This window comes from Delftia sp. CH05, assembly GCF_009827015.1.
Taxonomy (GTDB): Bacteria; Pseudomonadota; Gammaproteobacteria; order Burkholderiales; family Burkholderiaceae_C; genus Comamonas; species Comamonas tsuruhatensis.
On sequence record NZ_WUMG01000003.1, the window covers coordinates 123437 to 142518 of the forward strand.

Below are 19082 nucleotides of genomic sequence, written 5' to 3' on the forward strand. Positions count from 1 at the left end.
TCGGCGCGCAGGCCACGGGTCTGTCCCCGTGGTGTCTCCATTGAAGACAGTGCCCGACCCGTGTCTTCGAGGTTGTCCTTGATGTGGACATGTGTAGGTCGGCTGTGGAAAAAATCCTTTGAATTCAACGCGCTGCGTTCTGGCACGCCTTGTGCATCTTTACAGGAACAAGGAGACACGACGACATGAGCTGGCAACCCGAAGTGGACGAGATCGCATACCGCCGCGCACTGGCGGCCAAACTGGGCGGAGAGGACAAGGTGGCGCGGCACAAGGCTGCCGGCAAGCTCACGGTGCGCGAGCGCATCGATGCCTGCACGGACGCGCAGTCCTTCGTGGAGGTGGGCTCGCTCACCGGCTCGGGCCAGTACGACGGCCTGGGCCGGCTGACGGACTTCACGCCCTCCAACCTCATCATGGGCCGGGCGCGCGTGGGCGGGCGGCCCGTGGTCGTGGTGGGCGACGATTTCACGGTGCGCGGCGGCGCCAACGACGGCGCCGTGGGCGACAAGCTGATCTTTGCCGAGAAGATGGCGCACGACCTGCGCCTGCCCATGGTGCGCCTGGTGGACGGCACGGGCGGCGGCGGCTCGGTGCGCAACATCGAGACCAAGGGCTACACCAGCGTGCCCACCATGAAGGTCTGGAGCCAGGTGGTGCAGAACCTGTCCACCGTGCCCGTGGTCTCGCTGGCCCTGGGCTCGGTGGCCGGCATGGGCGCGGCGCGCGTGGCCTCCAGCCATTACTCAGTGATGGTCAGGGAGACCGCCCAGCTGTTCAATGCCGGCCCGCCCGTGGTGGCGCGCATTGGCCAGAACGTGACCAAGAACGAGCTGGGCGGCAGCCAGGTGCACACGCGCAACGGCGTGGTCGATGACGAGGTGGCCACCGAGCAGGAGGCCTTCGAGCGCGTGCGCCGCTTCCTGTCCTACCTGCCATCGTCGGTGTACGAGCTGCCTGCGCGCACCGCGCCGCAGGACGATCCGCGGCGGCGCGACGAATGGCTGCTGTCGGCCATTCCGCGTGATGGCCGCAAGGTCTACAAGATCCGGCCCATCGTCGAATGCCTGGTCGATGAGGGCTCCTTCCTGGAGACGGGCCGCCACTGGGGCCGGGCCATCGTCACGGGGCTGGCGCGCATCGACGGCTGGCCCGTGGCCGTGGTGGCCAGCGACCCGTACTTCTACGGCGGCGGCTGGGACGGCCCCTCCGCCGAGAAGTTCACGCGCTTCGTGGACATGGCCCAGACCTTCCACCTGCCCGTGGTCAACCTGGTGGACATCGCGGGCTTCCAGATCGGCGTGGAGGCCGAGAAGGCCGGCGTCATGCGCTACGGCGTGCGCGCCCTGGCCGCCGTCTACCAGGCCACCGTGCCCTGGTGCAGCATCCTCATCCGCCGCGCCTACGGCGTGGCGGCGGCGGGCCACCAGCACATGGGCCGCTTCAACTTCCGCTATGCCTGGCCCTCGGCCAACTGGGGCTCGCTGCCCATCGAGGGCGGGCTGGAGGTGGCCTACAAGGCCGAGATCGAAGGCGCCGACGACCCCGTGCAAAAGCGCGCCGAGATCGAGCAGCGCGTGCGCAGCCTGACCTCGCCCTTCCGCACGGCCGAGGCCTTCGGCATCGACGAGGTGATCGATCCGCGCGACACGCGCGCCCTGCTCAGCGAATTCGTGGAACTGGCCGCGCCGCTGCGCGAGGCCGGAGCGCCGCAGTTCGGCCTGCGGCCCTGAACGCATAAAAACCCAAGGAGACAAAGCAATGGCAACCAGACAACCGCGCGCGCCCTCGCGCCGCACCGCCCTGGCCCTGTGCCTGGCGCCCTGCCTGACCATCTGCGCCGCGACGGCGGCCCAGGCCCAGGCCCCCCAGGAGGACAAGTGGCCCACGCGCCCCGTGCGCATCGTGGTCGGCTTTCCTGCAGGCTCGTTCACCGACACCATTGCACGCGCGCTGTCCGAGCCGCTGAGCAAGTCGCTGGGCCAGCCCGTGGTGGTGGAGAACAAGCCCGGCGCCAACGGCGCCATCGGCGTGGGCGAGGTGGCGCGCGCCGCGCCCGACGGCTACACCCTGCTGGTCACCAACTCCAGCAGCATCACCATCAACCCCCAGATCTACAAGAAGATCACCTACCGCGCCAAGGACTTCGCGCCCATCACCATGGTGCTGGATGCGCCCTTCATCCTCACCGTCAACCCCGAGTGGGCGCAGAAGCACCAGATCCGCTCGGCCAAGGATGTGATCGCCTTCGCCAAGGGCCATCCCGACAAGCTCAGCTACGGCTCTGCCGGCCCCGGCAACATCGCCCACCTGGCCTATGCGGCCTGGAGCAACCGCACGGGCGTGAAGACCACGCATGTGCCCTACAAGAGCGCGTCGCAGGCCCAGATGGCCGTGCTCAGCGGCGAGCTGGACACGCAGTTCGACACCTGGAGCGCGCTGCCCCACATCGCCAGCGGCAAGCTCGTGGCGCTGGCCGTCACCGCGCCCCGGCGCATGCAGCAGCTGCCCGAGGTGCCCACCATGGCCGAGGCCGGCTATGCCGATTTCGACGTCACCTTCTGGGCCGGCCTGCTGGCGCCCGCAGGCACGCCGCCGGCCATCGTCAACCGGCTCTACGAGGCCTCCAGGGGCGTGCTGCAGGACGCACGCATCCGCGCCGTGCTCAGCAGCCAGGGCGAGCCCGTGATGATGCCGCCCGCGCCGTTCGGCCAGCGCATCGCCAAGGAAGTGGCCGACTGGGGCCAAGTCATCCAGCGCGAAGCCTTGTCTTTGGATTGATGAGGTACGCATGTCTCTGTTGCAAGCACTGAACCCCCGCTCCGTCGCCATCCTTGGCGCATCCGACAACCCCATCAAGGCCGGTGGCCGGCCCATCGACTACCTGCGGCGCCATGGTTTCGCGGGCCGCATCCTGCCCGTCAATCCCAAGCGCGCCGAGGTCCAGGGCCTGGCCGCCTACCCCTCGCTGCGCGCGCTGCCCGAGGCGCCCGACGCCGTGGTCATCAGCCTGCCCGGCGAGGACGTGGCCGCCGCCATCGACGACTGCGTGGCCGTGGGCGCGCGCCTGGCCGTGATCTATTCCTCGGGCTTTGCGGAGCTGGGCGAGGAAGGCCGCCGGCAGCAGGCCGACCTGGTGGCGCGGGCGCGCAGGGCGCCAGGCGGCGGGCTGCGCCTGTTCGGCCCCAATTGCCAGGGCGTGGCCAACTTCGCCACGGGCGCCATCCTCAACTTCTCGACCATGATCAACGAGAACGCGCCGGCCGACGGCCCCGTGGCCATCGTCAGCCAGAGCGGTGCGGGCGCGGCCATTCTCTACGGCGGCCTGCGCCGCGCGGGCATCGGCGTGCGCTACATGCTGTCCACGGGCAACGAGGCCGATGTCTGCGCAGCCGAGGCCGTGCGCGCCGTGGTCGAGGACGAAGGCATCCGCCTGGTCGTGCTCTACATCGAGACGCTGCGGCAAAGCGCCTGGCTGGCCGAGGCCGCGCGCCTGGCGCATGCGCGCGGCGTCACCATCCTGGCCGTGAAGGCCGGCCGCACGCGCGCAGGCCAGGCCACGGCCAGCTCGCACACGGGCGCGCTGGCGGCCGAGGACGCGCTGGCCGATGCCTTCCTGCGCCAGCACGGCATACCGCGCCTGGCCGACTTCCGCGAGCTGATCGACTACGCGCCGCTGTTCCTGTCCCAGCCTGCGCCGCGCGGTCGCCGCGTGGTCAGCATCAGCAATTCGGGCGCCACCTGCGTGCTGTCGGCCGACGCGGCCGAGGAATACGGCCTGGCCCTGGAGCCGTTCGATGCCGCCACGCTGGACAGCCTGTCCCAGGCACTGCCGTCCTATGTCACGGCGCGCAATCCCATCGACATGACCACGGCCCTGCTGGGCAGGCCGCAGACCTTTGGCGACACGCTGCGGGCCTTGTCGGGCAGCGGTGCCGCCGATCTGGTGCACGTGGGCTTCCCGATCGGCGGCGAGGGCTATGACTTCGCCGACTTCGCGGGCCAGGCCAGCCGCTTTGCGCGCGATACCGGCGTGCCCATTGCGGTCAGCGTCAACCAGGACTGGGTGGCCCAGGCCTTCCAGGACCAGGGCGTGCCCACCTTCTGGTGCGAACGCGCCGCCATGCGCGGCCTGGCGCTGCTGGCCGAGCAGGCCGGTGGCAGGCAGGCACAGGCGCCGTCTGCCGAGGCATCGGTGCCGGTGGCGGCCTCCCGCTCCCTCACGCTGGTTACGCTGGACGAGCCCTCCAGCCTGTCCGAACTCGCCCGCGCCGGCCTGCCGGTGATGCGCCATCTGGTCTGCAGGAGCGAGGACGAGGTGCGCGCCGCCATCGAGTCCCTGCCACGGCCCCTGGTGGCCAAGGGCGTGTCCGCCGATCTCTCGCACAAGTCCGAGCATGGCCTGGTGCGGCTCAACATCCGCGAGGCGGAGCAGGCGCTGCAGGCCTTTGGCGACTTCGCCGCCACGCTGGCCCGCCTGGGCGCGGCCGATGGTGGCCTGCTGCTGGGCGCCCAGCACAAGGCCGACTTCGAGCTGGCGCTGGGTGCCCATGTGGATGCCGAATTCGGCGTGGTGGTCATGGTCGGCCAGGGCGGCGTGCTGGTGGAGGCGCTCAGGGACGTGCAGTTCCTTGTCGCCCCCTTCAGTGCGCGGCAGGCGCTGGATGCCCTTGCGCGCCTGTCCATCGCCCCGGCCTTTGCGGCCGTGCGCGGCATGCCGGCCGTGGAGCTGGATGCCGTGGCCGCCATGATGGTGCGGCTGGGCGACTGGATGCTGGCCCAGGGCGGGCGCGTGCAGTCGGTCGACGCCAATCCCGTGCTCGTGGCGCGCGGCGCGCAGGCGCCGGTGATCGTCGATGCGGTGGTGGCCGTGGCCGCCACGCCAGCGGCGTCCTCGGAGGCGGCATGAGCGGCGCCCCGCACCCCATCCGCCGCGTGCTGGTCGCTAACCGGGGCGCCGTGGCCGCGCGCGTGATCCGCACGCTGCGGCGCATGGGCCTTGAATCCGTGGCCGTGTACTCCGAGGCCGATGCCAGCCTGCCCTATGTGCGCGCGGCCGACCAGGCCGTGTGCATAGGCCCTGCGCCCGCCGCGCAAAGCTATCTGGACCAGGCGCGGCTGCTGCAGGTGGCGCGCGAGACCGGCGCCGATGCCGTGCACCCGGGCTACGGCTTTCTCTCCGAGAACGCGGACTTCGCCGAGGCCGTGCAGCGCCAGGGCCTGTGCTTCATCGGCCCCTCGCCGCACTGGATACGCACGCTGGGCCACAAGACCCAGGCGCGGGCCTTCATGGCCGCCCAGGGCATGCCGCAGGCGGCCAGCTCGGCCGTGCTGCACAGCGTGCAGGAGGCGCAGGCGGAGGCGGCGCGCATCGGCTTTCCCGTGCTGGTCAAGCCCGCAGGCGGGGGCGGCGGCATCGGCATGCTGCCCGCGCACGATGCACCGCAGCTGGAGGCCGCCTGGTCCAAGGCCAGCGGCATGGCCGCCAAGTACTTCGGCACGGCCGAGCTGTACCTGGAAAAGCTGATCGAGGCGCCGCGCCACATCGAGTTCCAGGTGCTGGCCGACCGCCATGGCGAGGTGCGCGTGCTGTTCGAGCGCGACTGCTCGGTGCAGCGCCGCCACCAGAAGGTGGTGGAAGAGGCCCGCCCCGCAGGCATTCCCGCGCAGGCCCTGGCCGACATGCGGCAACTGCTGGCCGGCCTGCTGGCGCGCACGGGCTATGACGTGATCGGCACCGTGGAGATGCTCTACACGCCGCAGCACGGCTTTGTCTTCCTGGAGATGAACACGCGGCTGCAGGTCGAGCATGCGGTGACCGAGGAGATCACGGGCATCGACATCGTCGAGGCCCAGATCCGCCTGGCCGCCGGCGAGCGCATGGGCGACGTGCTGCCCGCCGAACCCGTGGCCAGCGGCCATGCCATCGAGGCGCGCATCTATGCCGAAGACCCCGTGCGCTTCCTGCCCTCGCCAGGGCGCCTGGACCGCTTCGAGATGCCCCAGGGAGAAGGCCTGCGCGTGGAGACCGGCTATGCCCAGGGCTGCAGCGTCACGCCCTTCTACGACCCCATGGTCGCCAAGCTCGTGGCCCATGGCAGCGACCGCGCCCAGGCCATCGCACGGCTGCGCCAGGCACTGGCGCAGACCCGCATCGAGGGCGTGAAGACCAACATCCCCTTCATCGAACGCATCCTGGGCCACGCCGATTTCCTGGACCTGCGCATCGACACCGGCATCGCCCAGCGCGTGCTGGCCCCCCTTTGAAAGCCCTACCCATGACCACCACCCCGAACAAGATCACAAGCCCCATCGCCGGCCTCGTGGCCGCTGTGGAAGCCGCCGAAGGCGGCACCGTCGCCCTGGGCGACACCCTCATCATCGTGGAGTCCATGAAGATGGAGATTCCCGTGGAAAGCGAGGTGGCAGGCGTCGTGCGCCGCATGCTCGTGGCCGTGGGCGAGCCGGTGGCCGAAGGCCAGGCGATTGCGGAGATCGGATGAACGCCGTTGGAATCTCCACCACCCCGGACCTGGAGGCCGCCGCGCTGGCGCGCGGCTACTTCGGCATCGACGTGCCCTTCATGTCCCATATCGGCCTGGAGCCCGTGAGCCTGGCGCCCGGCCTGGCGCGCACGCGGCTGCCCATGCGCCCGCACTTGGCCAACAGCCGGGGGCATGGCCATGGCGGTGCGCTGATGAGCGCGCTGGACTTCACGCTGAGCGCGGCCGCGCGCTCGTCCAACCCGCTGGGGCTGGGCGTGGTGACCATCGAGATGAGCACGCATTTCCTCGCCTCGGCCACCACCGACCTGCTGATCGAGGCCCGCGTGCTGCGCGCAGGCGCGCGCACCGTGTTCTGCGAGGGCAATGTGCTGGACAGCGCGGGCCAGGCCGTGTGCACTGCGCGGGCCGTGTTCAAGCTGATCGCGCTGTAGCCTGGCTTCAGGCGCCGTCGCCTTCGGGCGCCGGCGGCAGTAGATGCTGGCCGATCTGCTGCCAGGCCTTGGCCGCGTCATGCTGGCCGCCGAACATGTGGCAGCTGGCGGCCGTCATGGCCAGGCGGCCGTTATCGGGTTCCAGGTCGAACGCCAGCTCGCATTGCGCGGCGGCGTTGCGCCACATCACCACGGCGTCTGGCGATTCTTCCTTTTGCAGCGCATGGGCTTCGGCCATCCAGGCCTGGGCCAGGCGAAACGCGCCCTCGGCCTGATCGGGGTCGGCCTTATGGGCCAGATAGAAATGCTTGCCGGCCTGCTGCCACAGCGCCCGGGCCTGGGCGAAATCCTGGGTGGCGGCCCGCTGCGCCTGGGCCACCAGGGCATTGCCTTCGGCCAGCAGCGTTGCGTAGGAGGAGGGGGCGTCTTGCGTCATGGGGCGCCATTGTGCCGCCGCTCCGGTGCCTGTGTTCAGGCCGGGGAATCGCGCGGCGGGCTCGGGCTGTCGGGCAGTTCCAGGCCGATGCGCGTGAAGCCGCCCTCGGACTCGGCAAAGCAGCGCCCGCCGTGCATGCGAGCGATGGCGGCCACGATGGCCAGGCCCAGGCCATGGTTGCGGTCGGCCTGGCTGCGCGCGGCGTCGGCGCGGTAGAAGCGGTCGAACAGGCGCGGCAGGTGGACGGGATCGATGGCCGGGCCCCGGTTGAGCACCGCCAGCGCCACATCGCCGGCGCCCCCGTGGTGGGTACAGGGCCGGGCGCCGATCTGCACGGTGATGGTGGAGCCGCGCTGTGCATAGCGTGTGGCATTGCCCAGCAGGTTGGACAGCGCCCGGCGCAGCAGCCGCGCATCGACCTCGGCGGCCGCGTCGCCCTGGACGACGACCTGCAGGTCGGCCTCCTGCAGCGCGGCCTCGTGGAAGTCGATGACCTCATGGGCCAGCGCGGCCAGGCTGGCCCAGGGCGCCAGGCGCGCGCCCTGGCCGCGGTCGGCCTGCGAGAGAAACAGCATGTCGGCCACGATGCCGGCCATGCGCCGCAGGTCCTCCAGGTTGGAAGCCAGCACCTCGCGCAGCTCGGCCTCGCTGCGCGGCTTGCGCAGGGCCAGCTCGCAGCTGCTGATCAGCGTGGTCAGCGGCGTGTTCAGCTCATGGGCCACGTCGGCGTTGAAGGCCTCCATCTGCCGGTAGGCCACGGACAGCCGCTCCAGCAGGGCGTTGAACTGTGCGATCAGCGGCCGCAGCTCCTGCGGCTGCCCGCTGTCGTCCAGGCGCCGCTGCAGGTCCTGGGCCGACAGCTGGCGCGTCTGCTCGGTCAGCTGTCGCAGCGGCGCCAGGCCCAGGCGCACCAGCCAGATGCCGGTCAGCGACACCAGCAGCGCGCCGCCCACGGCAGCCAGGGCCAGCGTCCAGGCCAGCAGGGACAGTTGCCGGTCGTCTTCGGCCCGGTCCAGCGTGAGCTGGGCACGGGCCTGCTGGCCGGAGTCGGCCAGCACGACCTCGAAGCTGCGCTGCAGCGTGCGGCCGGGATTCTTGGGCGTGCGCAGGCGCTCGTAGAGCACGCGGCCCTGCAGGTCGGTGATGCGCAGCGACATCTCGTCCAGGCCCGTGAGAAAGTCGTCCAGCATGTGGGCCAGCCCGGCTTCGTTGTGGGCGCTGCGGCTTTCGGTCATCAGGTGCAGCACGGCCTGCTGCTTGAGGTCCAGCGTCTCGTGCTGGTGCTGCTCCAGCGTCATCGATGCCACCCCGTAGACGGCCGCGCACACCAGGCCCAGGCCCAGCATGGTCTGCAGGGCCAGCCAGCGCGACAGGCGCCGGCCCAGATGGGGAATGTCGGCAGGGGCAACGCTCACGGTGCGCGCGACTCCAGCACATAGCCCATGCCGCGCACCGTGTGCAGCAGGGGCTGCGCGAAGGGCTGGTCCAGCTTCAGGCGCAGGCGGCGCACGGCCACCTCGACCACATTGGTCTCGCTGTCGAAATTCATGTCCCAGACCTGGGAGGCCAGCTCGGTGCGCGACAGCACCTCGCCCTGGCGGCGCAGAAGCAGGCTCAGCAGGTTGAATTCCTTGGCCGTCAGGTCCAGGCGCTGGCCGGCGCGCGTGGCGCGGCGGCGTATCAGGTCCAGCTCCAGGTCGGCCATGCGCAGCGTGGTGGCCTCGGCCGCAGGCTGGGCCGTACCGCCGCCGCGGCGCAGCAGCACATGCATGCGCGCCACCAGTTCGGAGAAGGCAAAGGGCTTGACCAGGTAGTCGTCGGCGCCGCCTTGCAGGCCGCGCACGCGGTCCTCCACCTGGCCGCGTGCCGTCAGCATCAGCACCGGCGTCTGGCGCGATTGGCGCAGCGCCGCCAGCACGGCCAGGCCGTCGATGCCGGGCAGCATGCCGTCGAGCACGATGAGGTCGTAGGCCAGCTCGGTGGCCAGGTGCAGGCCGTCGATGCCGTTGTGCGCGACATCGACCACGAACCCCTCCTCGGTCAGGCCCTTGCGGAGGTAGTCGGCCAGCTTGGTTTCGTCTTCGATGACCAGGACTTTCATGCCGAGCATTGTCGGGGCAGGCAAGGGTTTTCGGAGATGACAAATTTGTCATGTGCCCGACAGCGCCGGGTCGCTGCGCCGCCCTAGACTCGCCGGCATGGGGCAGTCGCGATTGGGGTCAAACGCCATGCCCGACAATCCCGCACTTCTGCCATGCCCTCTTCCATGACCCGGCCCCGTCTTGCCGCCCTTGCCATCCTCGTGATCGCGCTGCTGTTCCAGTGGACCTGGATGGCGGCCGCTGCGCTGTGCCGCCACGACGGGCATGAGACCCGGCACTTCGGCCACCATGTCCATGGCGTGAGCCTGCACGGCATGGGCGCCGAGCGCCATGCGGGCACGGGCACGGATGCCGAGTCCGGCCCGCCTGCGCAAAAGGCCGACCAGGGCCTGCAGTCCTCGCTCAGCGTGGACTGCTCCATGTGCCACGCCTGGGTGGCCGCTGCCACACAGCACTGGCAGGCGGCGCCGGTGGCCCCGCCGCCCGCGCAATTCGCCGAGCCGCTGCGCCGGCATGCCTCGGCCGTGCTGCTGCGCCCCGACCGGCCCCGCTGGCAGGGCTGACGCTCCTGCAGCCGCCGGCCGGGCATTCGGCGTTCATCGCCCTGTTTCGCCCCGGACCGGCATTTTCCAGAAATCCCTTCGCGCGCAGCGGCCCTCGTCCGTGCGCGCCCTGTGGCGTGGGGCCTGATCGACCAAGCGATCACGCCTGATCCGCGCTGCGGGCAAGGAGCCCGTGTATGTCTTTTCCTTCGTCCTTTCCGTCGAGGACAGCCTTCGCACCGTGGGTGCTGGCGGCGCTGGCCGCCTGTGGCGTCGTGCAGGCCGCCGAGCCACCGGCCGATTCCGTGGCGCCACCCGCCTTTGCAGGCGCATCCCTTCCTGATGGCCCGCCGCTGGACCTGCAGCAGGCACGGGCCCTGGCGCTGGACGGCAATCCCGGCCTGCGCGCGGCCCGCCAGGCGCTGGCCGCCACGGAGGGGGCCGTGCTGCAAAGCCAGGCCCGGCCCAATCCCGAGCTGGCCTGGTCGCAGGAGGACACGCGCCGCAGCACCCGCACGCTGACCGTGCAGCTGAACCAGACCCTGGAAGTGGGCGGCAAGCGCGAGGCCCGCATGCGCGTGGCCGAGCGCGGCCGCGACCTGGCCCGCGCCGAACTGGCAGGGGCCGAGGCCGCGCTGCGCGCCGATGTGGGCGCGGCCTTTTTCGGCGTGCTGGCCGCGCAGCAGCGCGTGGTCCTGGCCGGGCAGACGCTGGAGATCGCCAGCAGCGCGCGCGAGGCGGCGGCCCGGCGCGTGGCGGCCGGCAAGGTGGCGCCGCTGGAGGAGACCCGGGCCCGCGTGGCCGAGTCCGGCGCCCTGCTGGAGCAGGCCCGGGCCCGCTCTGCCCTGCGCGTGGCGCGCGGCCAGCTGCAGGCGCTGTGGGGCGAGAGCGTGCGCCCCTTCGGCCAGGCCGAGGGCGCCGTGGACGCGCTGCCCCAGCTGCCGGAATTGGCAGCCCTGCAGCAGCGCATCGAACAGGCTCCCGCCGTGCTGCGTGCGCGCCAGGCGCTGGAGCAAAGCCGCGCCACGGCCGAGCTGGAGCGTGCGCGCCGCCTGCCCGATCCCACCGTCAGCCTGGGCGTCAAGCGCGCCACCGAGGTCGGGCGCAACCAGCTCGTGGTCGGCGTCTCCGTGCCCCTGCCCGTGCTCGACAGCAACCGGGGCAACCAGCTGCAGGCCCTGCGCCTGGCCGACCAGGCCGAGGAGCAGTTGCTGGCCACGCGCGTTCAGCTGCAGGCCCAGCTGTTCGAGGCGCGCGAGCTGCTGCAGTCCAGCCGCGAGCAGGCGCGCCAGCTGGCCGAGGAGGTGCTGCCCACGGCGCGCACGGCCTACGAGCTGGCCTCGCGCGGCTTTGCGCTGGGCAAGTTCGCCTACCTGGACGTGCTGGACGCGCAGCGCACCTGGTCCGAGGCGCGCAGCCAGTACCTGGACCAGCTGCTGGCCACGCACCGCGCCGCCGCCGACATCGACCGCCTGCTCGGCACAGAAGCCGGCCTCTGACCCCGATAGCAACCTGATTGCATCCAGACCATGAACACCAAGCCCTCCTCCTCCCCCCTCGGACCGCGCCGCACCCTCGTGGCCATTGCCGTCATCCTGGCCGTGGGTGCGCTGGCCGCCACGCTGATCCTGCGCAGCGGCCCGCCGGGTGCCGCCAAGGCCGACAGCCATGGCCACGGCCACAGCGAGGCCGCAGGCCATGCCGATGGCGAGCACCACGGCGCTGCAGCCGGAGATGGCCACAAGCACGACGAAGGCCATGCCGACGATGAGCACCATGAAGATTCCAAGGCGGAAAAAGCCGAGGCCAAGCCCGCCGCCAAACCCGCAGCCACCGCCGAAGCCGGCCATGGCGACGACGAAGGCCTGATCGCCATGGACGCCCAGCGCATGCAGGCGGCTGGCGTGCGCCTGGCCGAGGCCGGCCCGGCCACCGTGCGCTCCGTGCTGCAGCTGCCCGGGGAGATCCGCTTCAACGAAGACCGCACGGCCCACGTCGTGCCGCGCGTGGCCGGCATTGCCGAGAGCGTTCCCGCCAACCTGGGCCAGAACGTGAAGAAGGGCCAGCTGCTGGCCGTGCTCAGCAGCGCCGCCGTGTCCGAGCAGCGCAGCGAACTGCTGGCCGCCGGCAAGCGCCTGGAGCTGGCCCGCACCACCTACGCACGTGAAAAGCAGCTGTGGGAGGAAAAGGTCTCGGCCGAGCAGGACTACCTGCAGGCGCGCCAGGCGCTGCGCGAGGCCGAGATCGCCGTCTCCAACGCCCAACAGAAGCTGGCCGCCACGGGCGCCGGTGCCGGCGGTGGTGCGGGCGGGCTCAACCGCTTCGAGCTGCGCGCGCCGTTTGACGGCGTGATCGTGGAAAAGCACCTGTCCGTGGGCGAGGCCGTGCAGGACACCACCCAGGTCTTCACCATCTCCGACCTGCGCAGCGTCTGGGCCGAGATGCGCGTGGCCGCGTCCGACCTGCCCGCCGTGCGCGTGGGCGAGAAGGCCACGGTGCGCGCCACGGCCTTCGACTCCTCGGCCACGGGCGAGGTGGCCTATGTGGGCGCCCTGATCGGCCAGGACACGCGCACGGCCCCCGCGCGCATCACCCTGCCCAACCCCGACGGCGTGTGGCGCCCGGGCCTGTTCGTGAATGTGGAGCTGACGGCATCGTCCCGGCAGGCGCCGCTGGCCGTGGCCACGCAGGCACTGCAGAAGATGGAGCAGCAGACCGTGGTCTTCGTGCCCGTGCAGGGCGGTTTCCGCGCCCAGCCCGTGCGCGTGGGCCGCAGCGATGGCAAGGCCACCGAGGTGCTCGAAGGCCTCAAGCCCGGCCAATCCTACGTGGCCGAGGGCAGCTTCATGCTCAAGGCCGAGCTGGGCAAGGCCAGCGCCGAACACAGCCACTGATCGGAGAGTCCATGTTTGAACGCATCATCCGATTCGCCATAGAGCAGCGCTGGCTGGTCCTGCTGGCCGTGCTGGCCATGGCGGGCCTGGGCATCTACAACTACCAGCGCCTGCCCATCGACGCCGTGCCCGACATCACCAATGTCCAGGTGCAGATCAACACCCAGGCCAGCGGCTACTCGCCGCTGGAGACCGAGCAGCGCGTCACCTATCCCATAGAGACGGTGATGGCCGGCCTGCCCCACCTGGAGCAGACGCGCTCGCTGTCGCGCTACGGGCTGTCCCAGGTCACCGTGGTGTTCAAGGACGGCACGGACATCTACTTCGCGCGGCAGCTGGTGGGCGAGCGCATACAGCAGGCGCGCGACAGCCTGCCTGCGGGCATTACGCCCACGCTGGGCCCCATCTCCACGGGCCTGGGCGAGATCTACCTGTGGACCGTGGAGGCCGAGGACGGTGCGAAAAAGCCCGACGGCACGCCCTACACGCCCATGGACCTGCGCGAGATCCAGGACTGGGTCATCAAGCCGCAGCTGCGCAACGTGCCCGGCGTCACCGAGATCAACTCCATCGGCGGCTACGCCAAGGAGTACCTGGTGGCGCCCGCGCCCGAGAAGCTGGCGGCCTACGGCTTCACGCTGGCCGACATCGTCACCGCCCTGCAGCGCAACAACAGCAACGTGGGTGCGGGCTATATCGAGCGCCAGGGCGAGCAGTACCTGATCCGCGCGCCGGGCCAGGTCGGCGGCATCGCCGACATCCGCGAGGTCATCGTGGGCTCGGCCCAGGGCCAGCCCATCCGCATCCGCGACCTGGCCGAGGTCGGCCTGGGCCAGGAGCTGCGCACGGGCGCGGCCACCGACAACGGCCGCGAGGTGGTGCTGGGCACGGTGTTCATGCTGATCGGCGAGAACAGCCGCACCGTCTCGCGCGCCGTGGACCAGCGCATGGCCGAGATCAACCGGGGCCTGCCCCCGGGCGTCAAGGCCATCACCGTCTACGACCGCACCAACCTGGTGGACAAGGCCATCGCCACGGTCAAGAAGAACCTGGTGGAGGGCGCGGCCCTGGTGGTGGTCATCCTCTTCCTGTTCCTGGGCAACCTGCGCGCGGCGCTGATCACGGCGCTGATCATCCCGCTGTCCATGCTGTTCACCTTCACGGGCATGGTGCACTACAAGGTCAGCGCCAACCTCATGAGCCTGGGGGCGCTGGACTTCGGCATCATCATCGACGGCGCCGTGGTCATCGTGGAGAACTGCGTGCGCCGCCTGGCCCATGCGCAGGAGGCGCGCGGACGGTCGCTGACGCGCAGCGAACGCTTCCATGAAGTCTTCGCCGCCGCGAAGGAAGCGCGCCGCCCGCTGCTGTTCGGCCAGCTCATCATCATGGTGGTCTACCTGCCCATCTTCGCGCTCACGGGTGTGGAGGGCAAGATGTTCCACCCCATGGCGCTCACTGTGGTCATTGCGCTGGCCGGCGCCATGCTGCTGTCCATCACCTTCATCCCGGCGGCGATTGCGCTGTTCATGGGCGACAAGGTGGCCGAGAAGGAAAACCGCCTCATGGGCTGGGCGCGCCGCGGCTATGCGCCCGTGCTGGCGCGCGTCATGGCCGCGCCCGCCGTGGTGCTCACGGCCGCCGCCGTGGCCGTGGCGCTGAGCCTGCTGCTGGCCACGCGCCTGGGCAGCGAGTTCGCGCCCAACCTCAACGAGGGGGACTTCGCCATCCAGGCGCTGCGCATCCCCGGCACCAGTCTCACGCAGTCGCTGGAAATGCAGATGCAGATCGAGAAGGCGCTCAAGAAGGAGTTCCCCGAGATCGACCGCGTGTTCGCGCGCACCGGCACGGCCGAGATCGCCTCCGACCCCATGCCGCCCAACATCTCCGACGGCTACATCATGCTGAAAGCCCGCAGCGAGTGGCCCGACCCGGCGCGCCCGCGCGATGAGCTGCTGGCCGCCGTACAGGCGTCGGTGGACCGCATCCCGGGCAACAACTACGAGTTCTCCCAACCCATCCAGCTGCGCTTCAACGAGCTGATCTCGGGCGTGCGCAGCGACGTGGCCGTGAAGATCTTCGGCGACGACATGGCCGTGCTGGAGAAAAGCGCCCAGACCGTGGCCGGCATGCTGCAGCAGATCGCGGGCGCCTCCGAGGTCAAGGTCGAGCAGACCACGGGCCTGCCCATGCTCACCGTGCAGATCGACCGCGAAAAGGCCTCGCGCTACGGCCTGAACATGGGCGATGTGCAGGACGCCATCAGCACCGCCATGGGCGGCACCGAGGCCGGCACGGTATTCCAGGGCGACCGGCGCTTCGACATCCAGGTGCGCCTGCCGGACGCCGTGCGCAACGACCTGCAGGCCCTGAGCCGCCTGCCCATCGCCCTGCCGCGCGGGGCGGACGGGCGCATCGGCTTCGTGCCGCTGTCGGCCGTGGCCACGTTCGAGACCGCGCCCGGCCCCAACCAGGTCAGCCGCGAGGACGGCAAGCGCCGCATCGTGGTCAGCGCCAATGTGCGCGGGCGCGACATGGGCTCCTTCGTGGGCGAGGCACAGCAGAAGCTGCAGGGCCTGTCGCTGCCGCCCGGCTACTGGACGCGCTGGGGCGGCACCTTCGAGAACCTGGAGTCGGCCACGCGCCGCCTGCAGATCGTCGTGCCCGTGGCCCTGCTCATGGTCTTCGTGCTGCTGTTCGCCATGTTCGGCAATGTGCGTGACGGGCTGGTGGTCTTCACGGGCATTCCGTTCGCGCTCACGGGCGGCATCCTGGCGCTGTGGCTGCGCGACATACCGCTGTCCATCTCGGCGGCGGTGGGCTTCATCGCGCTGTCGGGCGTGGCCGTGCTCAACGGCCTGGTCATGATCTCCTGGATCAGAACCTTGCGCGAACAGGGCGCCAGCGTGCCCGACGCCGTGACCGAAGGCGCGCTCACCCGGCTGCGCCCCGTGCTGATGACGGCCCTGGTCGCCTCGCTGGGCTTCGTGCCCATGGCCATTGCCACGGGCACGGGTGCCGAGGTGCAGCGGCCGCTGGCCACGGTGGTGATCGGCGGCATCCTGTCATCCACGCTGCTGACCCTGCTGGTGCTGCCGCTGCTGTACCGGCTGGTGCATCGCAATGATCCGTCGGAGGCCAGCGGCACAGACCCCGCGCCCGCCGCGCCGGCACCTGCCGTGTGACGCGGCGCCCGGGCAGCACCCGGGCGGCCACTTTGGAACCCGCTGCAGCCTGGCTGCAGCGGGTTTCTTCATGCCCGGGATATCCCGGGCCACACATCTTTGCCCATCGATGTGAACCTCGCGCATTTGGCATGGAGCGGCTGCGAACCCCTGCCTAGAATTCGTCCCACAACAGCAAGGACAACGGGAGGGACAAGGCCATGAACAGCCCCGCCAGCGGACGGCACGGCCGTGCCCGCATCGCCGTGGAGAGCCGGTCCATCGACTGCATTCCCGACAGCGAGCGCCACGCGCGGCTCGCCGACCAGGGGCCGTTCTGGTTCCTGGGCAACTTCCACTTCTTCACGCTTTCCATCGGCTTCGTCGGCCCGTCGCTGGGGCTTTCGGCGCCCTGGAGCGCCCTGGCCGGGACGCTGGGCATCATGTTCGGCACGCTGTTCATGGCGCTGCACGGCGCGCAGGGGCCGCAGCTGGGGCTGCCGCAGATGATCCAGTCGCGCGCGCAGTTCGGCTTTCGCGGCGTCACCCTGCCGCTGTGCGCCACGCTGCTGGTGTTCACGGGGTTCAACGTCGTCAACGTCTCGCTCATCATGCAGGGCATGCAGGCCGTGTTCGGCCTGCCGCCAGCGCCCACGGCCTGCGTGGCCGTGGCGGCAGGCGCCTTGCTGGCGGTCTGCGGCCACGATGTGATGCACAAGGCCTTTCGCCATGCGCTGATGCTGGCACTGCCCCTGTATGCGCTGGCCACGCTGGCGTTGCTGGCAGGCGTGGGCGAGCCCGCCTTGCACGTTCGGTCGGAGCCATTGCCAGGATTCGCATGGAGCGCCTTTGCCGCGCAGTTCACCATCGCGGCCAGCTACAACATCTCCTATGCGCCCTATGTGTCCGACTATTCGCGCTACCTGCCGAGCCACACTGCGCCCCGGCGCCTGATCGCGGCCATCTTCCTGGGTGCCTCGCTGTCCGGGGCCTGGATGATCGGCCTGGGCGCATGGATGGCGCAGCGGCTGCAGGCCGGGGACGCGCTGGCGGCGCTGGGACGGATCGGCACCGGCCTGTTCCCGGGCGCGGACCGGCTGCTGCCTGCCCTGGCCGTCGTGGCCTTCCTGCCCATCATCGCGTTGAACACGTACAGCGCGGCACTGACCGTGCTCACGGCGGCGGATTCGCTGGGCGGCCTGCGCCCCACGCGCGCCGCCCGTATTTTTGCCATCGCGGCGATCAGCGTCGGCATCCTCGCGTGCGTGCTGTCCATCCAGGGCAGCGGCGTGGCTTTGCTGCATTCCTTCCTGGCGCTGCTGCTGTACTTCCTGGTGCCGTGGACGGCGGTCAACCTCGTGGACTACTTCCTGGTGCGCAAGGGCCGCTACGCCATCGCTGATTTCTTCACGCCACAGGGCATCTACGGCGCCTGGGGCTGGCGCGGCATCTGCGCCTATCTGGGCGGCTTTGCAGCCATGGTGCCGTTCATGCACATCCACGACGCCACCGATGGCCATGCGGTCTTCATCGGCTGGGCTGCGCAGCGGCTGGGCGGCGTGGACTTCGCCTGGCTGCCGGGCATTCTCGTCGCCGGCAGCCTTTACTGGGGGCTGGCCCGCAACCTGGATCTGCAGGCCGAGGAGGCCGCCCGTTGCCAGCCGCGGCAGGACAGCCACCCTTTGCATCCCAAGGAGCGCACACCATGACGGAGCACCGCATCCGCATCATCCAGCCCCGTCTGCGTGACGGCGACATTGCCGGCAACCTGGCGATGACGCTGAAGACGATCAAGGCCAGCGCGGGGCAGGCCGACCTGCTGGTCTCTCCCGAAACCTGCATCAGCGGATTTCCCCGGCCCGACAACGTGGCGCAGCTGGCCGAGCCGCTGGACGGCCCCTCGGCCACCGCGCTGCGCGAGGCCGCGCGGCAAGCCGGCGTGGCTGTCGCCATCGGCCTGGCCGAAGCAGACCAGGGCCGCCGCTTCAATGCCGGCCTGCTGATCGATGCCGACGGGCAGGTGCTGCTGCACTACCGCAAGACCATGCTCTACGACTCGGACCAGGGCGTGTTCGAGGCAGGTGAGCGCTGGCCCACATGCGAATGGCGCGGCCTGCGGCTGGGAATGCTGATCTGCTTCGACATCGAGTTTGCGGCACCGGCCCGCGCGCTGGGTGCGCAGGGCGTGGACCTGATCGTGCTGATGGACGGGATGATGCACCCCCACGGCCACATCCATCGCCATGCCGTGCCCGTGCGTGCGATGGACAACCAGTGCTACATCGCCATGGCCAACCGCGTGGGCCCTGGCGACAGCTACGCTTTCAGCGGAGGCAGCCAGTTCGCCGATCCCTTCGGCCAGACGCTGGCGCGCATCGCGGGCGATGCCGAGGGCCTGCTGGACGTGCGCCTGGACCCTCTGGCGCCCGGCCGCGCGCGTGCGCAGTACCGGGGCTGACGAGCGCCGAGGCGCCACCGTGGCGCGGTCATCTGTGTCGGTTGTATGACAGCAATGTCACCATCCTGTGGGGGTGGCGTGGGGGGGCGATTTCTACATTGGAGTCCTCTCCCCGGCGTTCCGCCTTGCGGGGCGTGGGGAGAACGAATCACCAACGTTCTTTGAAAGGGACACACCATGTCGCAACGCCGTTTCACCCCTGCTACCCTGATCGCCGGCCTGGTCGCATCGGCAGCGCTGCTGCTGCCGGGCATGGCATCGGCGGCCGGGTACATCCACCCGGCCAACAACGAGGCGGGTGCCGTCGTCCATCCCGAACATTTCAAGAGCAGCAAGACGCGCGCCCAGGTGACGGCCGAGGCCGAGGCGGCCGTGCGCCAGGGCGGCACCTCGCGCTTCAATGCCGGCGTCTACCCGGCGCCTGCACCGCAGACCGGTGGCGGCAAGACGCGGCAGGAAGTGATCAATGAACTGATCAACGAAACGCCTGCCCAGCGCGATGCACGCCAGCGTGCCATGGGTGGTTGATGCACGTGCGGGGCGAGGCAG

Annotated in this window: 16 protein-coding genes; 13 read left to right on the forward strand and 3 right to left on the reverse strand. The window is 70.4% G+C overall.

The features are described 5' to 3' along the window. The first annotated feature begins 185 nt into the window (after positions 1-185). The 6 genes from GRX31_RS04135 to GRX31_RS04160 are packed head-to-tail and all read left to right on the forward strand — an operon-like array spanning position 186 to position 6937. On the forward strand, positions 186-1733 hold the full coding sequence (locus GRX31_RS04135; protein ID WP_017406246.1) for an acyl-CoA carboxylase subunit beta: 1548 nt from the start codon (positions 186-188) through the stop codon (positions 1731-1733). Between the two features lie 28 nt (positions 1734-1761). Continuing rightward, complete coding sequence (locus GRX31_RS04140; protein WP_016451976.1) at positions 1762-2781, forward strand: tripartite tricarboxylate transporter substrate binding protein; 1020 nt, start codon at positions 1762-1764, stop codon at positions 2779-2781. A 10-nt stretch (positions 2782-2791) separates the two neighbouring features. Then, on the forward strand, positions 2792-4909 hold the full coding sequence (locus GRX31_RS04145) for an acetate--CoA ligase family protein (RefSeq protein ID WP_160851609.1): 2118 nt from the start codon (positions 2792-2794) through the stop codon (positions 4907-4909). Then, positions 4906-6267 (forward strand): acetyl-CoA carboxylase biotin carboxylase subunit, encoded by a 1362-nt coding sequence (locus tag GRX31_RS04150; RefSeq protein ID WP_061287221.1) that lies wholly within the window; start codon positions 4906-4908, stop codon positions 6265-6267. The genes GRX31_RS04145 and GRX31_RS04150 overlap by 4 nt, the downstream gene beginning before the upstream one ends. A gap of 11 nt (positions 6268-6278) precedes the next feature. After that, the gene (locus tag GRX31_RS04155) at positions 6279-6503 is read left to right on the forward strand and encodes an acetyl-CoA carboxylase biotin carboxyl carrier protein subunit (RefSeq protein ID WP_160851611.1); all 225 of its coding nucleotides are present in this window, start codon (positions 6279-6281) and stop codon (positions 6501-6503) included. Beyond that, the gene (locus GRX31_RS04160; protein WP_016451973.1) at positions 6500-6937 is read left to right on the forward strand and encodes a PaaI family thioesterase; all 438 of its coding nucleotides are present in this window, start codon (positions 6500-6502) and stop codon (positions 6935-6937) included. Before GRX31_RS04155 ends, GRX31_RS04160 begins: the two co-directional genes overlap by 4 nt. 7 nt (positions 6938-6944) lie before the next feature. Here the strand turns inward: GRX31_RS04160 and GRX31_RS04165 are convergent, their stop codons facing one another. From GRX31_RS04165 to GRX31_RS04175, 3 genes are read right to left on the reverse strand one after another with little or no spacing between them, the layout of a single operon-like run. Further along, a complete protein-coding gene (locus GRX31_RS04165) occupies positions 6945-7373 on the reverse strand; it encodes a hypothetical protein (protein ID WP_160851613.1) in 429 nt (142 codons plus the stop codon). 35 nt (positions 7374-7408) lie between these two features. Beyond that, positions 7409-8788 (reverse strand): heavy metal sensor histidine kinase, encoded by a 1380-nt coding sequence (locus GRX31_RS04170; protein ID WP_043789226.1) that lies wholly within the window; start codon positions 8786-8788, stop codon positions 7409-7411. After that, complete coding sequence (locus tag GRX31_RS04175) at positions 8785-9474, reverse strand: heavy metal response regulator transcription factor (RefSeq protein WP_026062596.1); 690 nt, start codon at positions 9472-9474, stop codon at positions 8785-8787. Before GRX31_RS04175 ends, GRX31_RS04170 begins: the two co-directional genes overlap by 4 nt. 153 nt (positions 9475-9627) lie before the next feature. Here GRX31_RS04175 and GRX31_RS04180 point away from each other — a divergent pair, with 153 nt between their 5' ends. The 7 genes from GRX31_RS04180 (at position 9628) to GRX31_RS04210 (ending at position 19061) form a co-directional block, all read left to right on the forward strand. Beyond that, complete coding sequence (locus GRX31_RS04180; RefSeq protein ID WP_223275155.1) at positions 9628-10038, forward strand: hypothetical protein; 411 nt, start codon at positions 9628-9630, stop codon at positions 10036-10038. 176 nt (positions 10039-10214) lie between these two features. Beyond that, positions 10215-11516: a TolC family protein gene (locus GRX31_RS04185; protein ID WP_160851615.1), complete on the forward strand. Its 1302-nt coding sequence runs from the start codon at positions 10215-10217 to the stop codon at positions 11514-11516. Between the two features lie 30 nt (positions 11517-11546). After that, positions 11547-12911 (forward strand): efflux RND transporter periplasmic adaptor subunit, encoded by a 1365-nt coding sequence (locus GRX31_RS04190; protein ID WP_160851617.1) that lies wholly within the window; start codon positions 11547-11549, stop codon positions 12909-12911. Between the two features lie 11 nt (positions 12912-12922). Next, positions 12923-16096, forward strand: a complete 3174-nt coding sequence (locus GRX31_RS04195; protein WP_160851619.1) for a CusA/CzcA family heavy metal efflux RND transporter — start codon at positions 12923-12925, stop codon at positions 16094-16096. Between the two features lie 200 nt (positions 16097-16296). Next, positions 16297-17784, forward strand: a complete 1488-nt coding sequence (locus tag GRX31_RS04200; protein WP_160851620.1) for a purine-cytosine permease family protein — start codon at positions 16297-16299, stop codon at positions 17782-17784. After that, positions 17781-18533: a carbon-nitrogen hydrolase family protein gene (locus tag GRX31_RS04205; protein WP_160851622.1), complete on the forward strand. Its 753-nt coding sequence runs from the start codon at positions 17781-17783 to the stop codon at positions 18531-18533. The genes GRX31_RS04200 and GRX31_RS04205 overlap by 4 nt, the downstream gene beginning before the upstream one ends. Positions 18534-18710: 177 nt before the next feature. After that, positions 18711-19061: a DUF4148 domain-containing protein gene (locus tag GRX31_RS04210; RefSeq protein ID WP_016446650.1), complete on the forward strand. Its 351-nt coding sequence runs from the start codon at positions 18711-18713 to the stop codon at positions 19059-19061. The last annotated feature ends 21 nt before the right edge of the window (positions 19062-19082 follow it).

Excerpts from the sequence above, each read along its gene's own strand:
- GRX31_RS04155 (WP_160851611.1), top strand. The coding sequence starts at position 6,279 with ATGACCACCACCCCGAACAAGATCACAAGCCCCATCGCCGGCCTCGTG.
- GRX31_RS04145 (WP_160851609.1), top strand. The coding sequence starts at position 2,792 with ATGTCTCTGTTGCAAGCACTGAACCCCCGCTCCGTCGCCATCCTTGGC.
- GRX31_RS04180 (WP_223275155.1), top strand. The coding sequence starts at position 9,628 with ATGCCCTCTTCCATGACCCGGCCCCGTCTTGCCGCCCTTGCCATCCTC.
- GRX31_RS04185 (WP_160851615.1), top strand. The coding sequence starts at position 10,215 with ATGTCTTTTCCTTCGTCCTTTCCGTCGAGGACAGCCTTCGCACCGTGG.
- GRX31_RS04190 (WP_160851617.1), top strand. The coding sequence starts at position 11,547 with ATGAACACCAAGCCCTCCTCCTCCCCCCTCGGACCGCGCCGCACCCTC.
- GRX31_RS04195 (WP_160851619.1), top strand. The coding sequence starts at position 12,923 with ATGTTTGAACGCATCATCCGATTCGCCATAGAGCAGCGCTGGCTGGTC.
- GRX31_RS04205 (WP_160851622.1), top strand. The coding sequence starts at position 17,781 with ATGACGGAGCACCGCATCCGCATCATCCAGCCCCGTCTGCGTGACGGC.
- GRX31_RS04160 (WP_016451973.1), top strand. The coding sequence starts at position 6,500 with ATGAACGCCGTTGGAATCTCCACCACCCCGGACCTGGAGGCCGCCGCG.
- GRX31_RS04200 (WP_160851620.1), top strand. The coding sequence starts at position 16,297 with ATGAACAGCCCCGCCAGCGGACGGCACGGCCGTGCCCGCATCGCCGTG.
- GRX31_RS04165 (WP_160851613.1), bottom strand. The coding sequence starts at position 7,373 with ATGACGCAAGACGCCCCCTCCTCCTACGCAACGCTGCTGGCCGAAGGC.
- GRX31_RS04150 (WP_061287221.1), top strand. The coding sequence starts at position 4,906 with ATGAGCGGCGCCCCGCACCCCATCCGCCGCGTGCTGGTCGCTAACCGG.
- GRX31_RS04140 (WP_016451976.1), top strand. The coding sequence starts at position 1,762 with ATGGCAACCAGACAACCGCGCGCGCCCTCGCGCCGCACCGCCCTGGCC.
- GRX31_RS04135 (WP_017406246.1), top strand. The coding sequence starts at position 186 with ATGAGCTGGCAACCCGAAGTGGACGAGATCGCATACCGCCGCGCACTG.
- GRX31_RS04210 (WP_016446650.1), top strand. The coding sequence starts at position 18,711 with ATGTCGCAACGCCGTTTCACCCCTGCTACCCTGATCGCCGGCCTGGTC.
- GRX31_RS04175 (WP_026062596.1), bottom strand. The coding sequence starts at position 9,474 with ATGAAAGTCCTGGTCATCGAAGACGAAACCAAGCTGGCCGACTACCTC.